This is a genomic window from Variovorax sp. 01N425 (genome assembly GCF_056399465.1).
Genome location: NZ_JBFTRJ010000007.1, coordinates 306657 through 326235 on the forward strand (window position 1 = coordinate 306657; position 19579 = coordinate 326235).

Annotated in this window: 15 protein-coding genes; 6 read left to right on the forward strand and 9 right to left on the reverse strand. The window is 67.3% G+C overall.

Annotation, left to right across the window (positions count from 1 at the left end):
- Positions 1 to 33: 33 nt before the first annotated feature.
- The 9 genes from AC1DSC_RS15220 to serA all read right to left on the reverse strand — a co-directional run bounded on the left by AC1DSC_RS15220 (position 34) and on the right by serA (position 11768).
- Entirely contained in the window at positions 34 to 1473 is a 1440-nt protein-coding gene (locus AC1DSC_RS15220) for a high affinity choline transporter 1 (protein ID WP_369663414.1), read from the reverse strand.
- A 12-nt stretch (positions 1474 to 1485) separates the two neighbouring features.
- Positions 1486 to 3051, reverse strand: coding sequence for a ubiquinone biosynthesis regulatory protein kinase UbiB (gene ubiB / locus AC1DSC_RS15225; RefSeq protein ID WP_015866900.1), 1566 nt, complete (start codon positions 3049 to 3051; stop codon positions 1486 to 1488).
- A complete protein-coding gene (locus AC1DSC_RS15230) occupies positions 3048 to 3620 on the reverse strand; it encodes a ubiquinone biosynthesis accessory factor UbiJ (protein ID WP_015866901.1) in 573 nt (190 codons plus the stop codon). The genes ubiB and AC1DSC_RS15230 overlap by 4 nt, the downstream gene beginning before the upstream one ends.
- A gap of 48 nt (positions 3621 to 3668) precedes the next feature.
- Positions 3669 to 4682 carry a Tim44 domain-containing protein gene (locus AC1DSC_RS15235; RefSeq protein ID WP_015866902.1) on the reverse strand — a complete coding sequence of 338 codons (1014 nt, stop codon included), beginning with the start codon at positions 4680 to 4682 and terminating at the stop codon, positions 3669 to 3671.
- A 34-nt stretch (positions 4683 to 4716) separates the two neighbouring features.
- On the reverse strand, positions 4717 to 5448 hold the full coding sequence (gene ubiE, locus AC1DSC_RS15240) for a bifunctional demethylmenaquinone methyltransferase/2-methoxy-6-polyprenyl-1,4-benzoquinol methylase UbiE (protein WP_307595777.1): 732 nt from the start codon (positions 5446 to 5448) through the stop codon (positions 4717 to 4719).
- A gap of 155 nt (positions 5449 to 5603) precedes the next feature.
- Positions 5604 to 6017, reverse strand: a complete 414-nt coding sequence (locus AC1DSC_RS15245) for a gamma-butyrobetaine hydroxylase family protein (RefSeq protein WP_278876662.1) — start codon at positions 6015 to 6017, stop codon at positions 5604 to 5606.
- Positions 6017 to 6454 (reverse strand): HIT family protein, encoded by a 438-nt coding sequence (locus AC1DSC_RS15250; protein ID WP_018906404.1) that lies wholly within the window; start codon positions 6452 to 6454, stop codon positions 6017 to 6019. Before AC1DSC_RS15250 ends, AC1DSC_RS15245 begins: the two co-directional genes overlap by 1 nt.
- A complete protein-coding gene (locus tag AC1DSC_RS15255; protein ID WP_369663415.1) occupies positions 6451 to 10329 on the reverse strand; it encodes a DUF3683 domain-containing protein in 3879 nt (1292 codons plus the stop codon). Before AC1DSC_RS15255 ends, AC1DSC_RS15250 begins: the two co-directional genes overlap by 4 nt.
- A 206-nt stretch (positions 10330 to 10535) precedes the next feature.
- Entirely contained in the window at positions 10536 to 11768 is a 1233-nt protein-coding gene (gene serA / locus AC1DSC_RS15260; RefSeq protein ID WP_015866907.1) for a phosphoglycerate dehydrogenase, read from the reverse strand.
- 226 nt (positions 11769 to 11994) lie between these two features.
- On the opposite strand from serA, the gene ugpB reads away from it, so the two are divergent.
- The 6 genes from ugpB (at position 11995) to AC1DSC_RS15290 (ending at position 19517) form a co-directional block, all read left to right on the forward strand.
- The gene (gene ugpB, locus AC1DSC_RS15265; protein ID WP_015866908.1) at positions 11995 to 13308 is read left to right on the forward strand and encodes a sn-glycerol-3-phosphate ABC transporter substrate-binding protein UgpB; all 1314 of its coding nucleotides are present in this window, start codon (positions 11995 to 11997) and stop codon (positions 13306 to 13308) included.
- Positions 13309 to 13406: 98 nt separating this feature from the next.
- Positions 13407 to 14288: a sn-glycerol-3-phosphate ABC transporter permease UgpA gene (gene ugpA / locus AC1DSC_RS15270; RefSeq protein WP_015866909.1), complete on the forward strand. Its 882-nt coding sequence runs from the start codon at positions 13407 to 13409 to the stop codon at positions 14286 to 14288.
- A 33-nt stretch (positions 14289 to 14321) separates the two neighbouring features.
- Positions 14322 to 15173: a sn-glycerol-3-phosphate ABC transporter permease UgpE gene (gene ugpE, locus AC1DSC_RS15275; RefSeq protein ID WP_145745686.1), complete on the forward strand. Its 852-nt coding sequence runs from the start codon at positions 14322 to 14324 to the stop codon at positions 15171 to 15173.
- A gap of 62 nt (positions 15174 to 15235) precedes the next feature.
- The gene (locus AC1DSC_RS15280) at positions 15236 to 16243 is read left to right on the forward strand and encodes a sn-glycerol-3-phosphate import ATP-binding protein UgpC (protein ID WP_015866911.1); all 1008 of its coding nucleotides are present in this window, start codon (positions 15236 to 15238) and stop codon (positions 16241 to 16243) included.
- Between the two features lie 2 nt (positions 16244 to 16245).
- The gene (gene ugpQ / locus AC1DSC_RS15285; protein WP_015866912.1) at positions 16246 to 16995 is read left to right on the forward strand and encodes a glycerophosphodiester phosphodiesterase; all 750 of its coding nucleotides are present in this window, start codon (positions 16246 to 16248) and stop codon (positions 16993 to 16995) included.
- A 74-nt stretch (positions 16996 to 17069) separates the two neighbouring features.
- The gene (locus tag AC1DSC_RS15290) at positions 17070 to 19517 is read left to right on the forward strand and encodes a DUF3772 domain-containing protein (RefSeq protein WP_015866913.1); all 2448 of its coding nucleotides are present in this window, start codon (positions 17070 to 17072) and stop codon (positions 19515 to 19517) included.
- The last annotated feature ends 62 nt before the right edge of the window (positions 19518 to 19579 follow it).

Below are 19579 nucleotides of genomic sequence, written 5' to 3' on the forward strand. Positions count from 1 at the left end.
CGATTATAAGGGCGCCCCGCCCTTCGGGGCGTCCTAGACAGCCAGCATCCGGTGCGGTGTGCGGGTGTTGGTCACCCACTGCGGCGCCAGCGATCCGGCCACCAGGCCGGCAAAGGAGGCCAGCACGCCGGCCAGCTGGGCCGGGAATGCGCTGCCCCAGGGCATGGCCAGGAACAGCAGCCAGGTGCCGATGCCCAGCACAATGGAAGCAAGGGCGCCCTGCGTGGTGGCGCGGCGCCAGTAGAGCCCGCACACCAGCGGCACGAAGGCGCCGACCAGCGGCACCTGGTAGGCGCCCGACACCAGTTCGTAGATGGGGGTGCCCTGCATGCGGATGGCGTAGGCCAGCACGGCTGCGCTGAAGACCAACACCGTGATGCGCATGGTCATGAGGTTCTGGCGGTCGGTGCCGGCGGGACGGAACTGGCGCCAGATGTTCTCGGTGAACGTGACGCTCGGTGCCAGCAGCGTCGCCGAGGCGGTCGACTTGATGGCCGACAGCAGCGCACCGAAGAACAGCACCTGCATCACGAAGGGCATCTTCTCGAGCACCAGCGTGGGCAGCACCTTCTGCGGATCTTCCTTCAGCAGTGCGGCGGTCTGCTCCGGCATGATCAGCAGCGCGCTCGCCACCAGGAACATCGGCACGAAGGCGAACAGGATGTACGCCACGCCGCCGATCACCGGGCCGCGGGTGGCGGACTTGACGCTGTTGGCGGACATCACGCGCTGGAACACGTCCTGCTGCGGAATGGAGCCGAGCATCATCGTGATGGCCGCGGCAAAGAAGAACACCATGTCGTGCCAGTTGGGCTCGGGCCAGAACCTGAAGAGGTCCTTGCTGACCGCGAAGGCCACCACCTTGTCGGCGCCGCCGGCCATGTTGCCGGCGAACACCGCAATGCAGGCCAGCCCCGCCACGAGGATGATCATCTGGATGAAATCGGTCACGGCCACCGACCACATGCCGCCGAACAGCGTGTAGGCGAGGATCGACACCACGCCGATCACCATGCCCGCCGGGATGGGGATGGCGCCGGCCGAGAGCACGTTGAACACCAGCCCGAGCGCCGTGACCTGCGCCGACACCCAGCCCAGGTAGCTCAGCATGATGATGAGCGAGCAGGCCACCTCGACGCCGCGGCCGTAGCGCTCGCGGTAGTAGTCGCTGATGGTCAAAAGCGTCATGCGATAGAGCTTGCCCGCGAAGAACAGGCCCACCAGGATCAGGCAGGTGCCCGCTCCGAACGGGTCTTCGATGACCCCGTTCAGCCCGCCCTCGATGAACTTGGCCGGGATGCCGAGCACCGTTTCGGAGCCGAACCAGGTCGCGAAAGTGGTCGTCACGATCATGTAGAGCGGCAGGTGCCGCCCGGCGATGGCGAAGTCGGTGGTGTTCTTCACCCGCTTGGCGGCGTACAGGCCGATCGCGATGGTGACCAGCAGATAAACGACAACCAGCGTCAGCAGCACGGGGACACTCCTCTAGAACAATCTCACGCGCACCAGCAATTGCATGGCGAGCAACCCCAATACAAATCCTATGCCACCGTAGATGATGGTCTGCAGCAGCCGGTTGGTGCGCTTCTGGGCGGCCAGCAGTTCCAGCAGCTCGCGGCGGTGGTCGGCGGGCCGATTTTCCAGGAAATCGTGCAGCAGGCGCGGCAGCTCGGGCAAGAGTTTTGCGTAGCGCGGCGCTTCGGCCTTGAGCTGCTGGAACAGCTTCTTCGGCCCGATCTGGTCGACCATCCACTTCTCGAGGAAGGGCTTGGCGGTGTGCCAGAGATCGAGTTCCGGATCGAGCTGTCGGCCCAGGCCCTCGATGTTGAGCAGGGTCTTCTGCAGCAGCACCAGCTGCGGCTGGATCTCGACATGGAAGCGGCGCGAGGTCTGGAACAGGCGCATCAGCACCATGCCGAGCGAGATTTCCTTCAGCGGCCGGTCGAAGTACGGCTCGCAGACGGTGCGGATCGCGCCTTCGAGCTCGTCGATGCGCGTGCCCTCGGGCACCCAGCCGCTCTCCAGGTGCAGCTCGGCCACGCGCTTGTAGTCGCGCCGGAAGAAGGCCACGAAGTTCTGCGCGAGGTATTCCTTGTCCGACTCGGTCAGCGTGCCGATGATGCCGAAGTCCAGCGAGATGTAGCGCCCGAAGGTCTCCGGCGCGAGGCTCACCTGGATGTTGCCCGGGTGCATGTCGGCGTGGAAGAAGCCGTCGCGGAACACCTGGGTGAAGAAGATCGTGACGCCGTCGCGCGCCAGCTTGGGAATGTCGACGCCGGCCGCGCGCAGGCGGTCGAGCTGGGCAATGGGCACGCCGTTCATGCGCTCCATCACGATCACCTCGGGGTGGCAGAAGTCCCAGAACATCTCGGGGATCAGCACCAGTTCGAGCGAGGCCATGTTGCGGCGCAGCTGGGCCGCGTTGGCCGCCTCGCGCACCAGGTCGAGCTCGTCGTGCAGGTACTTGTCGAACTCGCCGACCACCTCGCGCGGCTTCAGGCGCTTGCCGTCGGGCGAGAGCTTCTCGACCCAGCCGGCCATCATGGCCATGAGCGCCAGGTCTTTCTCGATCACGCCGCGCATGCTGGGGCGCAGCACCTTGACCGCGACCTCGCGCACCTCGCCTTCGTCGGTGCGGATGGTCGCAAAGTGGACCTGGGCGATCGACGCGCTGGCGATCGGCGTCTCGTCGAACTGCACGAACACGTCGCCCACCGGACGGCGGAAGGCGCGCTCGATGGTGGCAATGGCCACCGCCGAGGGGAACGGCGGCACGCGGTCCTGCAGGAAGGCGAGCTCGTCGGCGATGTCGGGCGGCAGCAGGTCGCGCCGGGTCGACAGCACCTGGCCGAACTTGACGAAGATCGGCCCCAGGCGTTCGAGCGCCTCGCGCAGCCGCTGGCCGCGGGGTGCGTCGAGGTTGCGGCCGATGGAGACGATGCGCGCCACCACGCGCAGCCAGGGTTTCTGGAAGCTCGTGAGCACCAGCTCGTCCAGGCCGTAGCGCAGCGCGACCCAGACGATGAAGATTCCGCGGTAGAAGCGCCTCATTCGGCCGTGCTCGCCGAGCCGGTCGACGGACCGCCGGCCTGCGGTGGCTTGCGGCCGCCGGCGAACTGGCGCAGCGCTTCCACGACCCGGCGCGCGCCGTTGGCGATGGTGTGCGCCGGTACGTCGCCCACGAGGCGGGCGAGGTCGTCCTCGACGTCCCAGCGCACGTGGTCCACCAGCCAGTTGACCTCGGCCGCGAGCTGCACGTCGCCGATGATCTGCACCGAGGGCTTGCCGCCGCGCAGCGTGGCGCGGGCCAGCTCGAAGGGAGATTCATCCGTGACGGTGAGCGTGAGTTCGGGCACCGAGCCGGCGGGCGCGAGGTCCAGCAGGCCGGCCGGCGTGGCGACCAGATCCATCGTCACGAAGCGCCACTGGAAGCGCACCACCCGCCCCTGCTGCCGGAGCAGCCGCTGCTGGGCCTCGGGTTCCTGCTGCAGCACATGGTTCAGGAACAGCACCGCGCGGTGCTGGATCTCGTGCACCGCCCAGGCGGGCGGCTGCAGGCGCTCGCCGATGCGGTTGAACAGGTCGTCGAGAAAAGAAAATGGGGACGATGGTGTAGCCATGTCCCCATTATCGGTTCTGCAGGCGGCCCCGCGGCCGCCGCAATGCGCTTACTGCAGGGCCTGCACGCCCGCCACGAGCCAGCCGCTGGTGCCGCTGGTGGGCTTGGTCATGTTCCAGACTTCGCGGAACGGGCCCGGGCCGGCCGAGGCATCTTCGCGGATCATGCCGGAGAACTCCACGCTCGCGAGGTAGGCATCGGCCAGTTCCTCGATGCCGAGCAGCTTGGCGTCGAGCATGACGACTTCGGTCTTGTTCGAGGCGCCGCCGGTGTGGCTCGCACGGTCGGCCAGCTGGCTGCGGATTTCCTCGACCATGTCGTCGGTCATCATCGAGCGCAGCATGCTGACGTCGGCGCGGTCCCATGCGTCCTGCAGTGTCACGAAGTTGCGCTTGGCGGCGCTCAGGAAGCCGTCCACGTCGAAGCCGGCCGGAATGCCCCACGACTGCGAGCCCGAGAGCGCCGAGCCGATCATGCTGCCGCCGGCCGCCGCACCGGCCGCGGACAGGCTGCTGCCATGCGCGGAGGAGCCGGCGTCGAAGGCGGCCGTGTTGCGCTCCCAGGGACGCGCCGACGCATCGTTGCCGACATTGGCGGGGCTGTACTGCGCGGGCGCGCTGGCGTTGGCCGGATTGCCGGCGCCTTCGAATGCGAAGCCGCCCGGGCGGTTGGCGCCCGACGATGCGGCCGAGCGCGCCTTGAACATGCGCCAGACGAACAGCCCGGCCATCACGAGCAGGCCGATCAGGAGGATGTTCGCAAAGCCGGCACCCAGGCCCAGCGAGTGTGCGAGCCAGGCGAGGCCCAGGCCGGCGGCGAGGCCGCCGAGCATGGCGCCCCACGGACGCTTGGGCGCAGCGGCGGCGGGCGCGGGCGTTGCGGGCCTCGGCGCCGCATTGGTCGCGTTTTGCTGCGCGGGTGCGGTGGGTGCTGCGGATTCGCGCTGCGTCACGTTGGACGACTGGCGGCCGAACGACTTGCCGCCACCGATGCGAGCTGCGTCTGCCTGAACGCTGACCAGGGCCAGCACGCAAGCCAGGAACAAAGAACTCAAACTTTTCATGTCGTCTCCTCTTTCGAGCGAAGAATTCGCTTCATCAACATTTGATTCCAACATGAAGGGCCACCACGCCCCCCGTCATGTTGTGATAGTCCACATGCCCGAAACCGCCCTCTTTCATGAGGGTCTTGAGTTCGTCCTGCGCGGGATGCATGCGGATCGATTCGGCCAGGTAGCGGTAGCTCGCGTCGTCGCCGGCCACCAGCTTGCCCAGGCGCGGCAGCACGTTGAACGAATACCAGTCGTAGGCCTTGGCCAGCGGCTTGGCCACCTTCGAGAACTCGAGCACCAGCAGCTTGCCGCGCGGCTTGAGCACGCGGTTCATTTCCTTCAGTGCAAGGTCCTTGTGCGTCATGTTGCGCAGGCCGAAGGCCACGGTCACCACGTCGAAGTGGTTGTCGGGGAACGGCAGCTTCTCTGCGTCGCACACCAGCGTGGGGAGCGCCACGCCGCCATCGAGCAGGCGGTCGCGGCCGGTGCGCAGCATGGCTTCGTTGATGTCGGTGTGCACCACCTGGCCGCTGGCGCCCACCTTCTTCGAGAAGGCCAGCGCGAGGTCGCCGGTGCCGCCAGCGATGTCGAGCACGCGCGAGCCCTCGCCCACGTTGGCCACCATCACGGTGTAGGCCTTCCAGGCGCGGTGCAGCCCCATCGACATCAGGTCGTTCATGAGGTCGTAACGCGTGGCGACGGAATCGAAGACGCCGCGGACACGTTGCGCTTTCTCGCTTTCGTCGACTTTCTCGAAGCCGAAGTGGGTGGTGCTCATGCGCCTGATATTAGGCCGGAAGCACACAGCTCAAGAAGGCGACCCTGCGGCGACGGCGGACATTTGTTGCTTTTTCTTGAAATCGCGGGCCGCGGCAAGGCGCGCCGCGCCTGCGTGCGGGGCTACTTTTTCAGGAGCGAACGCGGTCTGGCGGGTCAGTGGCTGCCGCAGGCGGAGCCGCCCTTGTCGATCATCGGCGCGTCGCGGTCGACGCCCGCGGCGGCAAGCCGGCGCTCGTATTCGGCCCAGAGCGCGACCTGGTTGGCGCCGAGCTCGTACAGCAGGTTCCACGAGAAGATGCCGGTGTCATGGCCGTCGCTGAAGACCGGCTGCACGGCGTAGTTGCCGACCGGCTTCAGGTCGACCAGCTCGACCTCGCGCTTGCCGGTCTGCAGCACTTCCTGGCCAGGGCCGTGGCCCTGCACCTCGGCGGATGGCGAATAGATGCGCATCAGCTCGAACGGAATGCGGAAGCTCGCGCCGTCCGAGAAGCCGACCTCGAGCACGCGCGACTGGCCGTGCACGGTGATCGATTGCGGCGTCGGTGCGCCGGCTTGCAAACCTGCCATCAGAAGCTCCTTGTGCCCAGTCGGGCCATCATCTCACTCTCGAGCGCGGGCAGGCGCGCGGCCACGGCGGCCTGCCGGGCCGCATCCGCTTGGCGCTGCACCGGCGCCCACACGGAGCCCGGAAAATGCGTGTCGTCCGCAAAGCGCGCGATCACGTGCCAATGCAGGTGCGGCACCATGTTGCCGAGCGCCGCAAGGTTGATCTTGGCCGGCGACAGATGCTCGCGCAGGCACTGCTCGACCACCGTCACCGCCTCCATGCACAGCACGCGGTCGGCCGCGTCGAGGTCGGAAAACTCCGCCGCATGCTCGCGCCAGATCACGCGGTAGAAGGCCGGGAAGCCGGCCTCCTCGGCATGGATGACGCGAAGCTTCGCGCCCTCGAACACGATGCGGCCGCCGGGGCCTTCGCAGAAGGGACAGTTCTTCACCTTCATACGAGCACCCGCTCGATGCCGCCCTGGTTGGCGGCGGCGACGTATTCGGGCATCCAGTCCCTGCCGAGGATCTTGTTGGCCATCTCGACCACGATGTAGTCGGCCTCGAGCAGGCCGTTGTTCAGGTCGTTGCCGTAGCGCGAGAGGCCTTGCAGGCAGCTCGGGCAGCTGGTCAGGATCTTGACGTTGTCCTTTTCGCCGACCTGGCCGTTCGCGCGCAGGGCGGCCTCGCCCTTCTTGAGCTCTTCTTCCTTGCGGAAGCGGATCTGCGTCGAGATGTCGGGCCGCGAGACGCCCAGCGTGCCCGATTCGCCGCAGCAGCGGTCGTTCTTGAGCACGTTGTCGCCGACCAGCGCCTTCACGGTCTTCATCGGGTCCTGCAGCTTCATCGGGCTGTGGCAGGGGTCGTGGTAGAGGTAGCCGCCACCGCCTGCATCGGCCAGCGTGATGCCCTTTTCGAGCAGGTACTCGTGGATGTCGATGATGCGGCAGCCCGGGAAGATCTTGTCGAACTGGTAGCCCTGCAGCTGGTCGTAGCAGGTGCCGCAGCTCACCACCACCGTCTTGATGTCGAGGTAGTTGAGCGTGTTGGCCACGCGGTGGAACAGCACGCGGTTGTCGGTGATCATCTTCTCGGCCTTGTCGAACTGGCCGCTGCCGCGCTGCGGATAGCCGCAGCACAGGTAGCCGGGCGGCAGCACCGTCTGCACGCCCGCGTGCCAGAGCATGGCCTGCGTGGCAAGGCCCACCTGCGAGAAGAGGCGCTCCGAACCGCAGCCGGGAAAGTAGAAGACCGCCTCGGTCTCCGAGGTGGTGGCCTTCGGGTCGCGGATGATCGGCACGTAGTCGGCATCCTCGATGTCGAGCAGCGCGCGCGCCGTCTGCTTGGGCAGGTTGCCCGGCATCTTCTTGTTGATGAAGTGGATCACCTGCTCCTTGACCGGCGCCGGGCCGAGCGTGGCGGGCGGCGCCGCGGTCTGCTTCCTGGCGAGGCCGCGCAGCAGGTCGTTGGCCAGTCGCTGCGCCTTGAAGCCGATGCCCACCATGCCCGCGCGCACCGCCTTGATGGTCTGCGGATTGGTCGCGTTGAGGAAGAACATCGCGGCCGCGTTGCCGGGGCGGAAGCTCTTCTGCCCCATCTTGCGCAGCAGGTTGCGCATGTTCATCGACACGTCGCCGAAGTCGATCTTCACCGGGCAGGGCGTGAGGCACTTGTGGCAGACCGTGCAGTGGTCGGCCACGTCCTCGAACTCTTCCCAGTGCTTGATGCTGATGCCGCGCCGGGTCTGCTCTTCGTACAGGAAGGCTTCGACCAGCAGCGAGGTTGCGAGGATCTTGTTGCGCGGGCTGTACAGCAGGTTGGCGCGCGGCACGTGGGTGGCGCACACCGGCTTGCACTTGCCGCAGCGCAGGCAGTCCTTCACGCTGTCGGCAATGGCGCCGATGTCGCTCTGCTGCATGATGAGCGACTCATGGCCCATGAGGCCGAAGCTCGGCGTGTAGGCGTTGGTCAGGTCGGCATGCGGCAGCGCGGCTTCGCCGGCGGGGGCGCGCAGCAGCTTGCCCTTGTTGAAGCGGCCTTCGGGGTCGACGCGGCGCTTGTAGTCCATGAAGGGCGCGAGCTCTTCGTCGCTCAGGAATTCGAGCTTGGTGATGCCGATGCCGTGCTCGCCCGAGATCACGCCGTCGAGGCTGCGCGCCAGCGCCATGATGCGCACCACCGCGGCATGCGCGGTCTGCAGCATCTCGTAGTTGTCGCTGTTGACCGGGATGTTGGTGTGCACGTTGCCGTCGCCCGCGTGCATGTGCAGCGCCACCCAGACGCGGCCCTTGAGCACCTGCTGGTGGATGGCGGTGCACTCGGCCAGGATCGGCGTGAACTCGGCGCCCGAGAAGATTTCCTGCAGCGGCTGGCGCAGCTGGGTCTTCCAGCTGGCGCGCAGCGTGTGGTCCTGCAGCTGCGGGAACAGCGTGTCGACGTCGCGCAGCCATTCGGCCCAGAGCGCACGCACGCCCTGCACCAGCGCCACGGCCTGCGCCACCCGGTCTTCGAGCAGCTCGGCGGCGGGGATCTCGTGTGCGTCGTCGGTCTTGCCCAGCGGCAGGTTGCCGCGCAGCAGGAAGGCTTCGAGCGCGTCGGTGAGCGCGAGCTTGTTCTGCAGCGAGAGCTCGATGTTGATGCGCTCGATGCCGTCGCTGTACTCGGCCATGCGCGGCAGCGGAATGACCACGTCTTCGTTGATCTTGAAGGCGTTGGTGTGCTTGCTGATGGCCGCGGTGCGCTTGCGGTCGAGCCAGAATTTCTTGCGCGCCTCGGGGCTGATGGCGACGAAGCCTTCACCGCTGCGCGAATTGGCGATGCGCACCACTTCGGAGGTGACGCGCGCCACCGCGTCGGCGTCGTCGCCCGCGATGTCGCCGAACAGCACCATCTTGGGCAGGCCGCCGTGTTTTTTCGACTTGGTGGCGTAGCCCACGGCCTTCAGGTAGCGGTCGTCCAGGTGCTCCAGGCCCGCCAGCAGCACGCCCGAGCGCTTCTGCTCGGCGAACATGAAGTCCTTGATCTCGACGATGCTGGGCACCGCGTCCTTGGCGTTGCCGAAGAATTCGAGGCACACGGTGCGGGTGTGCGCCGGCATGCGGTGCACCACCCAGCGGCAGCTGGTGATGAGGCCGTCGCAGCCCTCTTTCTGGATGCCGGGCAGGCCCGAAAGGAACTTGTCGGTCACGTCCTTGCCGAGGCCTTCCTTGCGGAAGGTGCGGCCGGGAATGTCGAGGCGCTCGGTGCGCAGTTTCGTCTTGCCGTCGGCGGCGTAGTACTGCAGTTCGAACTCGGCGCTCTCGGCGTCGTGGATCTTGCCGAGGTTGTGGCCGATGCGCGTGACTTCGAGCCATTCGGCCTGCGGCGTGACCATGCGCCACGAAGCCAGGTTGTCGAGCGCCGTGCCCCAGAGCACGGCTTTCTTGCCGCCCGCGTTCATGGCCACGTTGCCGCCCACGCACGAGGCCTCGGCGGAAGTGGGGTCGACCGCGAACACGTAGCCGGCGCGCTCGGCGGCGTCGGCCACGCGCTGGGTGACGACGCCGGCTTCGGTCCAGATGGTGGGCACGGGGTTGTCGAGGCCGGGCAGCGGAACCAGCTCGACCTCGGTCATGGCCTCGAGCTTCTCGGTGTTGATGACCACGCTCTTCCAGGTGAGCGGAATGGCGCCGCCGGTGTAGCCGGTGCCGCCGCCGCGCGGGATGATGGTCAGGCCCAGCTCGATGCAGCCCTTGACGAGCAGGGCCATCTCGGCCTCGGTGTCGGGGCAGAGCACCACGAAGGGATATTCGACGCGCCAGTCGGTGGCGTCGGTGACGTGCGAGACGCGCGAGAGGCCGTCGAACTTGATGTTGTCCTTGGCCGTGAGGCGACCCAGTACGCGCGTGGCCTTGCGGCGCAGGGCGGCCACGTCGCGAAAGGCGGTGTCGAAGGCCGCGACGGCCTGGCCGACAAGGCCCGTGAGTTCGCCCACGAGCTGGTCGCGCGGCAGGTCGCTGTCGGGGGTGCGGCGCTTCTGGACTTCGGCCAGGCGGTGCCTGAGCGCATCGACCAGCTGGCCGCGGCGGCGCGGGTTGTCGAGCAGGTCGTCGACGAGGTAGGGGTTGCGCTGGACCACCCAGATGTCGCCGAGCACTTCGTAGAGCATGCGCGCCGACCGGCCGGTGCGGCGCTCGGCGCGCAGGGTCTGGAGCAGTTCCCAGCCGCGCTCGCCCAGCAGGCGGATCACGATCTCTCGATCGGAAAAGCTGGTGTAGTTATAGGGGATCTCGCGCAGTCGTACAGGCTCTGCGGCCTGCGACAACAGCGTGGTCAACGCGGTCGGAGCATTCATCGGGGGTGGCACCTCGGCCAGGCGCTGCGCGCCCATCTAGCCGGGGGTGGGATTTTAGGGCAGGGGCGGGGGGCCTGCCTTGCGCCTTCGCTGTTCCCCTATTGGGAGGCGCCCGGCAGGCGGTGCCGTGGTGTGGATGCCGCTGCCCTCACCCCGGCCCTCTCCCGGAGGGAGAGGGAGCAAGACGGAGGCGCTTGGTTCAGGGTTCAGAACAGCACGCGGCTGCGGATCGTGCCGTTCACCTTGGCCAGCTTTTCCAGCGCCAGGTCGGAATACGCGGCGTCGATGTCCATCACCACGTAGCCGATCTTCTCGTTGGTCTGCAGGAACTGCGAGGAGATGTTGATGTTGTTGTCCGAGAAGATCTTGTTGATCTCCGACAGCACGCCGGGCACGTTGCGGTGGATGTGCAGCAGCCGGTGCTTGCCGGGGTGGGCCGGCAGCGCCACCTCGGGAAAGTTGACCGACGAGGTCGAGGTGCCGTTGTCGCTGTACTTCACCAGCTTTTCCGCCACCTCCAGGCCGATGTTGGCCTGCGCCTCCATCGTCGAGCCGCCGATGTGGGGCGTGAGGATCACGTTGTCGAGCCCGCGCAAGGGCGACTGGAACTCGTCCTTGTTGCTGCGCGGCTCGACCGGGAACACGTCGATCGCGGCGCCCAGCAGCTTCTTCTGCTTCAGCGCCTCGGCCAGCGGCTCGATCCGCACGACCGTGCCGCGCGAGGCGTTGATCAGGATCGCGCCCGGCTTCATGGCGGCGATTTCGGCCGTATCGATCATCCATTGGGTGGCCTGCGTCTCGGGCACGTGCAGGGTCACGATGTCGCTCTGGGCCAGCAACTGGTGCAGTTCGCGCACCTGGTGCGCATTGCCCAGGGGCAGCTTGGTCACCACGTCGTAGAACGCCACCTTCATGCCCAGCGCCTCGGCCAGCACCGACAGCTGGGCGCCGATGGAGCCGTAGCCCACGATGCCCAGCGTCTTGCCGCGGATCTCGAAGGCGTTCTCGGCCGACTTGAGCCAGCCGCCGCGGTGGGCGACCGCGCTCTTCTCGGGCACGCCGCGCAACAGCAGGATGGCTTCGGCCAGCACCAGCTCGGCCACCGAGCGGGTGTTGGAATACGGGGCATTGAACACCGCCACGCCGTGCTCGCGCGCGGCTTCCAGGTCGACCTGGTTGGTGCCGATGCAGAAGCACCCCGCCGCCACCAGCTTGTGGGCGGCCGCGAAAACCTCGGCCGTGAGCTGCGTGCGCGAGCGGATGCCCAGGAAGTGGACGTCGGCGATCTTGGCCTTGAGCTCCGCATCGGGCAACGCACCCGGCAGCGACTCGATGTTGGTGTAGCCCGCGGCGCGCAGGACCTCCACCGCCGAAGGATGGATGCCCTCGAGCAGAAGGAACTTGATCCGGCTTTTTTCGAGGGAGGTTTTGCTGCTCATGGCGTACTCGCGGAAGCCCCGGCCGCGGCAACAGGCTAGGCCGAAAAAGGGGAGGTCGATGCTAGCATGCTGCGCCGCAGCATGAGGGCGCGCACGCCGTGGGAAGCCCTGCGCCAAAGGGGTTTTCCCGATTGGAAATTAACAACACTCCGTGCGCAAATGTGACGCGGCCATGTCATCCACGTGGCCTAGCATCCGCGCTTTCATTTTCCCATCAGGAGTCTTCATGCGATTCAAGACGCTCGCGCTGGCATCGGCGCTGGCCGCCACCACGCTGTTCAATGTGGCACATGCCCAGACTGAGATCCAGTGGTGGCACTCCATGACCGCCGTCAACAACGAGTGGGTCAACGACCTGGCCAAGCAGTTCAACGAGAGCCAGAAGGAATACAAGGTCGTGCCGACCTACAAGGGCACGTACGACGAATCGATGACGGCCTCCATTGCCGCTTTCCGTGCCGGCAACGCGCCGCACATCCTGCAGGTGTTCGAAGTGGGCACCGCCACCATGATGGCCAGCAAGGGCGCCATCGTGCCGGTGGGCCAGGTCATGAAGGACGCGGGCGAGAAGTTCGATCCGGCCGCCTACATTCCCGCCGTGGCCGGCTACTACACCGCGCCCAACGGCCAGATGCTGAGCTTCCCGCTGAACAGCTCGACGACGGTGTTCTATATCAACAAGGACGCCTTCAAGGCCGCCGGCATCGACACCACCAAGCTGCCCTCGACCTGGCCCGAAGTGACGGCCGCCGCGGCCAAGCTCAAGGCGAGCGGCCACAAGTGCCCGTTCACCACCGCCTGGCAGGGCTGGACGCAGCTGGAGAGCTTCTCGGCCTGGCACAACGTCGAATTCGCGACCAAGAGCAACGGCCTGGCCGGGCTCGATGCGCGCATGAAGATCAATTCGCCGCTGCACGTGCGCCACATCGAGAACCTGGCCAACATGGCCAAGCAGGGTCTCTTCATCTACAAGGGCCGCGGCAATGTGCCGGAAGCCTCGTTCGTGTCGGGCGAGTGCGCGATGATCAACACCTCGTCCGGCTTCTACGGCAACGTCGCCAAGAACGCCAAGTTCGCCTACGCGGTCGCTCCCCTGCCCTACTACCCGGACGTGCCCGGCGCACCGCAGAACACGGTGATCGGCGGCGCCAGCCTCTGGGTGATGTCGGGCAAGAAGCCGGCCGAATACAAGGGCGTGGCCAAGTTCTTCAGCTTCATCTCGACGCCTGAAGTGCAGTCGGCCAGCCACAAGCGCACCGGCTACCTGCCGGTGACCACGGCGGCCTACAAGCTCACCGAGGAATCGGGTTTCTACAAGCAGAACCCCGGCACCGACGTGGCCGTGACGCAGATGATCCGCAAGGTCACCGACAAGAGCCGCGGCATCCGCCTGGGCAACTACGTGCAGATCCGCGCCATCGAGGACGAAGAGCTCGAACAGGTCTGGAGCGGCAAGAAGAGCGCCAAGGAAGCCCTCGATTCGATCGTCACGCGCGGCAACGAGCAGCTGGAACGCTTCCAGAAAGCTAACAAAAGCTAACGATTGACGGCCGGACCCGTGGGTCCGGCTAATATCGCCCGCCCCCGTTCGCTCGTGCGCAAGAGCGGGCCAGGCGGGATTTTTTATGCAGAGGGTTCATGGAAAAACGCGTTTTCTTTCGCTCGGGCTGGTTGCCCTGGCTGCTGCTGACCCCGCAAATGGCGGTGATCCTCGTGTTTTTCTTCTGGCCGGCGGCGCAGGCGCTGCTGCAGTCGCTGCAGCAGCAGGACGCCTTCGGCACGTCGGTGGAATTTGTCGGGCTCGACAACTTCCGCCAGATATTCAGCGATCCGAGCTATGTGGAGTCGTTCAAGACCACCGCCCTGTTCTCGGTGCTGGTGGCGGGCATCGGCATCACGCTGTCGCTGGGGCTCGCGGTGTTTGCCGACCGCATCACGCGCGGCGGCACCTTCTACAAGACCATGCTGATCCTGCCCTACGCGGTGGCGCCCGCCGTGGCGGCCGTGCTCTGGGTGTTCATGTTCTCGCCGTCGCTGGGCGTGGTGGCCTATGCGCTGGGCAAGATCGGCATCGACTGGAACCACCTGCTGGACTCCGGCCACGCCATGACGCTGATCGTGATGGCCTCGGTGTGGAAGCAGATTTCGTACAACTTCCTGTTCTTCCTGGCCGGGCTGCAGTCGATTCCCAAGTCGCTCATCGAGGCCGCGGCCATCGACGGCGCGCGCCCGTGGCGCCGGTTCTGGACCGTGCAGTTTCCGCTGCTCTCGCCCACCACCTTCTTCCTGCTGGTGATCAACGTGGTCTACGCCTTCTTCGACACCTTCGCGATCGTCGATGCGGCCACCCAGGGCGGGCCGGGCAAGGACACGGCCATCCTGGTCTACAAGGTCTACTACGACGGCTTCAAGGCCATGGACCTCGGCGGCTCGGCGGCGCAGTCGGTGGTGCTGATGGTGATCGTGGTGGCGCTCACCGTGATCCAGTTCCGCTACGTGGAAAAGAAGGTTCAATACTGATGAAGCAAAACAAGAATCTGGCGGAGGCGTTCCATGGTTGAGAAACGCGGCACCCATGGCATCCTGGCCCATGTGGTGATGATCCTGGGCGTGTTCATCGTCGCCTTCCCGCTCTACCTGGCGTTCGTGGCGTCCACGCACACGGCGCAGGAGATCGTGCAGGCGCCGATGCCGCTGCTGCCCGGCAGCAACATGCTGGACAGCTACAAGGGCGCGCTCTTCGGGCGCGAAACCAGCAGCGGCTCCAACGCGCCCGTGGCCCACATGATGTGGGTGAGCCTGGTGACGGCGCTGGTGATCTCCATCGGCAAGATCTCCATCTCGCTGCTGTCGGCCTTTGCCATCGTCTACTTCCGGTTCCCGTTCAAGAAGATCTGCTTCTGGGCCATCTTCGTGACGCTGATGCTGCCGGTGGAGGTGCGCATCCTGCCCACCTACAAGGTGCTGTCCGATCTGAACATGCTGAACACCTACGCGGGCCTCACGGTGCCGCTGATCGCGTCGGCCACCGCCACCTTCCTTTTCCGCCAGTTCTTCCTGACGGTGCCCGACGAGCTCACCGAGGCCTCGCGCATGGATGGCGCAAGCCCCATGCGCTTCTTCTTCGACGTGCTGCTGCCGCTGTCGAAGACCTCGATTGCGGCGCTGTTCGTGATCCAGTTCATCTACGGCTGGAACCAGTACCTCTGGCCGCTGCTCGCCACCACCGGCGAAGACATGTACCCCGTGGTGGTCGGCATCAAGCGAATGATTGCCGGCGGCGACAGCCAGAACGAATGGAACGTGGTGATGGCCACCGCCATCCTCGCCATGCTGCCGCCCGCGCTGGTGGTGGTGCTGATGCAGAAGTGGTTCGTCAAGGGCCTCGTGGACACTGAAAAATAAATAACTTGCGGGACAGACCAGGATTGCGAAGCAATCTGCTCTGTCCCCAACTGATCAAGACTATGGCTGCTCTCTCTTTACGCAACGTCATCAAGCGCTACGGCCATGGGCCGAAAGCCAACCAGGTCATCCACGGCGTGAGCGCCGAGATCGCCGACCATGAATTCATCGTCATCGTCGGCCCCTCAGGCTGCGGCAAATCCACCCTGCTGCGCATGGTGGCCGGCCTGGAGGAAATCTCGGCCGGCGAAATCTCCATTGGCGGGCGCGTGGTGAACCAGCTCGAGCCCTCCGAGCGGGACATCGCCATGGTGTTCCAGAACTACGCGCTCTATCCGCATATGAGCGTGTTCAAGAACATGGCCTATGGCCTGAAGATCGCCAAGGTGCCGGAGCCCGAGATCAAGACCCGCGTCGACAAGGCGGCCAAGATCCTGGAGCTGGGCCACCTGCTCGAGCGCAAGCCGCGCGAGCTCTCGGGCGGGCAGCGCCAGCGCGTGGCCATGGGCCGCGCCATCGTGCGCCAGCCGCAGGTGTTCCTGTTCGACGAGCCGCTGTCCAACCTGGACGCCAAGCTGCGCGCGCAGACCCGCATCGAGATCCAGAAGCTGCACCGCGAGCTCGGCATCACCTCGCTGTTCGTCACGCACGACCAGGTCGAGGCCATGACGCTGGCGCAGCGCATCATCGTGATGAACGGCGGCGTGATGGACCAGTTCGCGACGCCCGAAGAGGTCTACAACCGGCCCGCCACCACCTTCGTTGCCAGCTTCATCGGCTCGCCGCCGATGAACCTGCTGCAGCACGCCCCCGGCGTGCGGCCCGGCCAGATCCTGGGCATCCGCCCGGAGCACCTGACGCTGGACGAAAGCGGCTGGTCGGTGCAGGTGGAGTCGGTCGAACTGCTGGGCGCCGAGCGGCTGGTGTACGGCCGCATCGGCGAGGAGCAGATCATCATGCGCACCGACGAAAGCGATCATCCGCCGGTCGCGGGCGACACCGTGAAGATCGCGGCGCGCGAGGACAAGCTGCACTGGTTCGATGCCGGCTCCGGCAAGCGGGCCGACTGACGATGCCGGCACGGATGAAGCCCTGGCCCTATCCGCGCTGGATCGCGCACCGCGGCGCCGGCAAGCTGGCGCCCGAGAACACGCTGGCGGCCTTCCGCCTTGGCGCGGCGCACGGCTACCGCATGTTCGAGTGCGATGCGAAGCTCAGCGCCGACGGCGTGGCCTTTCTGATGCACGACGCCACGCTCGACCGCACCACCAACGGCCGCGGCACCGGCGGTGCGCAGCCCTGGAGCGCGCTGGCTCAGCTCGACGCCGGCGGCTGGCATTCGCGCGCCTTCGCGGGCGAGCCGCTTGCCACGCTCGAGAACCTCGCGCGCTTCTGCCTGGCCAACGGCCACCTGCTCAACATCGAGATCAAGCCCACGCCGGGCACCGAACGCGAAACCGGCGAAGCGGTGGCGCGGCTCGCGGCCCGGCTGTGGCAGGGCGCGGCCATACCGCCGCTGCTCACCTCGTTCCAGGCCGAATCGCTCGCGGGCGCCAGGGCGGTGCAGCCCGAGCTGCCGCGCGGGCTGCTGCTCGACACGCTGCGGGACGGCTGGCTGGCCGCGGCCACCGGCCTGGACTGCGCCGCGGTGGTCTGCAACCACGCGCTCTGGGACGCCGCCACGGTGGCGCAGGTGCAAGGCGCGGGCATGCGCGCGCTGAGCTACACCGTGAATGACGAATGGGCCGCCGAGCGGCTCGTCGAGCTGGGCACCGACGGCATCATCACCGACCGGGTCGACCTGTTCAGCCCGGCCGGTTGACCGCTTCCCGCCGGCGCGGCCCGGCAGACACACGCTGTCACGCCCCGCGCCGCGGACCGCAAATGGCGCCTTCTATGATGGCAGCCATGCGTTCGATCCCCCGCCTGATTGCCTTTTGCCTGGCCGCCCTGCTGCTGCTGATGTGCGGCGCCGCGACGGCCCAGCCGGGCACCGGCGGCGTCGGCGGCAGCACCGCGGCTGCCGCGGCCCCGGCGCCCGAACCCACGGTGGCCGAGCTGCGCGAGCAGTTCAACAAGATCAGCACCGATGCCGATTCCACCGGGGACCTGCGCCAACTGCTCGCGCAGATCAGCGACATCGGCACGCAGGCCGACAAGTTCGTTGCCGCGCGCACCGGCGAGCTGGCCGACCTGAACGCCCGCCTCGGCGAGCTCGGCAATCCGCCGGCCGCGGGCGCAACCGAAGACCCCGACATCACGCGCCAGCGCGCCCGCCTCACGAAGGAGCGCAACGCGCTGGACGCCGACATCCGGCTCGCACGGCTGCTGGCCATCGACGTGCGGCAGCGCGCGGCCGAACTGGTGACCCAGCGCCGCGCGCTGTTCGAGGCGCAGATCACCGAGCGCGCGCCCTCGCCGCTCACCGGCGAGTTCTGGGGCGATCTGCAGGACGCCTGGCCGAGCGACCTGGCGCGCCTGAAGGCCATGGCCTCCGACCTGCGCGACGGGTTCTCGCAGGCCATGCAGCAAGGCCCCCGCATGGCGGTGCTCTGGGCGCTGATCCTGGCGGTGCTGCTCGCGGTGCTCGGCAACTGGGTGGCCGAGCACCTGCTGACGCGGATCGCCGCGCGGCTGCTGCCGGCCGGGCGGCTGCGGCGTTCGCTGCTGGTGATTGCCATCGTCGCGAGCCACGTGCTGCTGGTGGCCGTGGCCGCGCACGGCTTCGTGTGGGTGCTCGAGGAATACGCCACCTGGGAGCCGCAGGCGCGCAAGGCGATGCGCTCGACGGCGCAGGCGCTGGTGTTCATGGCCTTCGTCATCGGGCTGGGCCGCGGGCTGCTGGCCACGCGCCGCCCGTCGTGGCGGCTGCCGCCGATTCCGGACGCCATGGCCACCCGCCTGGCGCCGCTGCCGTGGCTGGTTGCGGCGGTGGCCGCGCTGGCCTGGGCGCCGGTGGAGATCAACGCGCTGGTCGAAGCGAGCTTTGCGGCCGTGGTGGCCACGCACGTGCTCACCGCGCTGGTGCTCACGGCGCTGGTGGGCGCGGTGCTCCGTCGCCTGAGGCCCATGCGCGCCGATACGCCGGACGCCGATCCGCCCGAGCGCCCGATGTGGGTGGGCCTGCTGGTGGCCTGCATCGGCGTGCTGATGGTGGCCATCTGGGTGCTGGTGGCGGTGGGCTACGTGGCGCTCGCGAGCTTCCTGGCCTCGCAGCTCACCTGGAGCGGCATCGTCGCGGCCGCCTTCTACGTGCTGTTCAAGTTTGCCGACGACGTGTTCATGGCGGGCGTGTCCTCGCGCAGCACCTTCGGCCAGCGCCTGCAGAAGAGCTTCGGCCTGGCGCCGCAGACGCTCGACCAGGCGGCCACCGTGCTCTCGGGCCTGAGCCGGGTGGCGCTGTTCTTCTACATGCTGATCGCGCTCGCGGCGCCGCTGGGCACCGGGCCCAGCGAAGTGTTCCAGCGCAGCGGCAAGTTCGGCACCGGCGTGAAGGTGGGCGAGTTCCAGCTGGTGCCGGGCGCCATCCTGAGCGCCGTGGCGGTGGCGGTGATCGGCTTCATCGTGCTCAGGGTGTTCAAGCGCTGGCTCGCGCGCAGCTACCTGCCCAGCACGCAGTTCGAGCCGGGCATGCAGAGCTCGATCACCACGCTGCTGGGCTACGTGGGCGGCATCCTGGTGGTCGCGTTCTCGCTGTCGGCGCTGGGCATCGGCATCGAGCGCATCGCGTGGGTGGCCAGCGCGCTGTCGGTGGGTATCGGCTTCGGCCTGCAGGCCATCGTGCAGAACTTCATCTCGGGCCTCATCCTGCTGGCCGAGCAGCCGGTGAAGGTGGGCGACTGGGTGGTGCTGGGCACCACCGAAGGCGACGTGCGGCGCATCAACGTGCGGGCCACGGAGATCCAGCTGGGCGACCGCTCGACGGTGATCGTGCCGAACTCCGAGTTCATCACGAAGACCGTGCGCAACATGACGCTGACCAACGCGGAGGGCCGGGTGCTGATCCGCCTGCCGATGCCGCTGACCACCCACGCGCAGCGCGTGCGCGAGCTCATCCTGGACGCCTGCCGCGCGCACGAGAGCGTGCTGGAAACACCGGCGCCTTCGCTCACGCTCGAAGGCATCGAGGGCGGCCTGCTGATCTTCCAGGCCATTGCCTATGTGCCGAGCCCGCGGCTGGCAGGCAGCGTGCGCAGCGACCTGCTGTTCACCATCCTGGAGCGCCTGGATGCGGAGCAGCTGCCGCTGGTGCCGTATGCGGCGCCGCCTGCGCCCGTGCCTGCGTCCGCACCCGCGCCGGATGCCGCGGACGGCGCCGGCCCGGCCGCCACCCCCGCCGCCTAGGCGCCGCACCGATCGTCCAAGCAGCGGGCGAATGCCCGCGCTGATCGATCAATTGTCCGGAG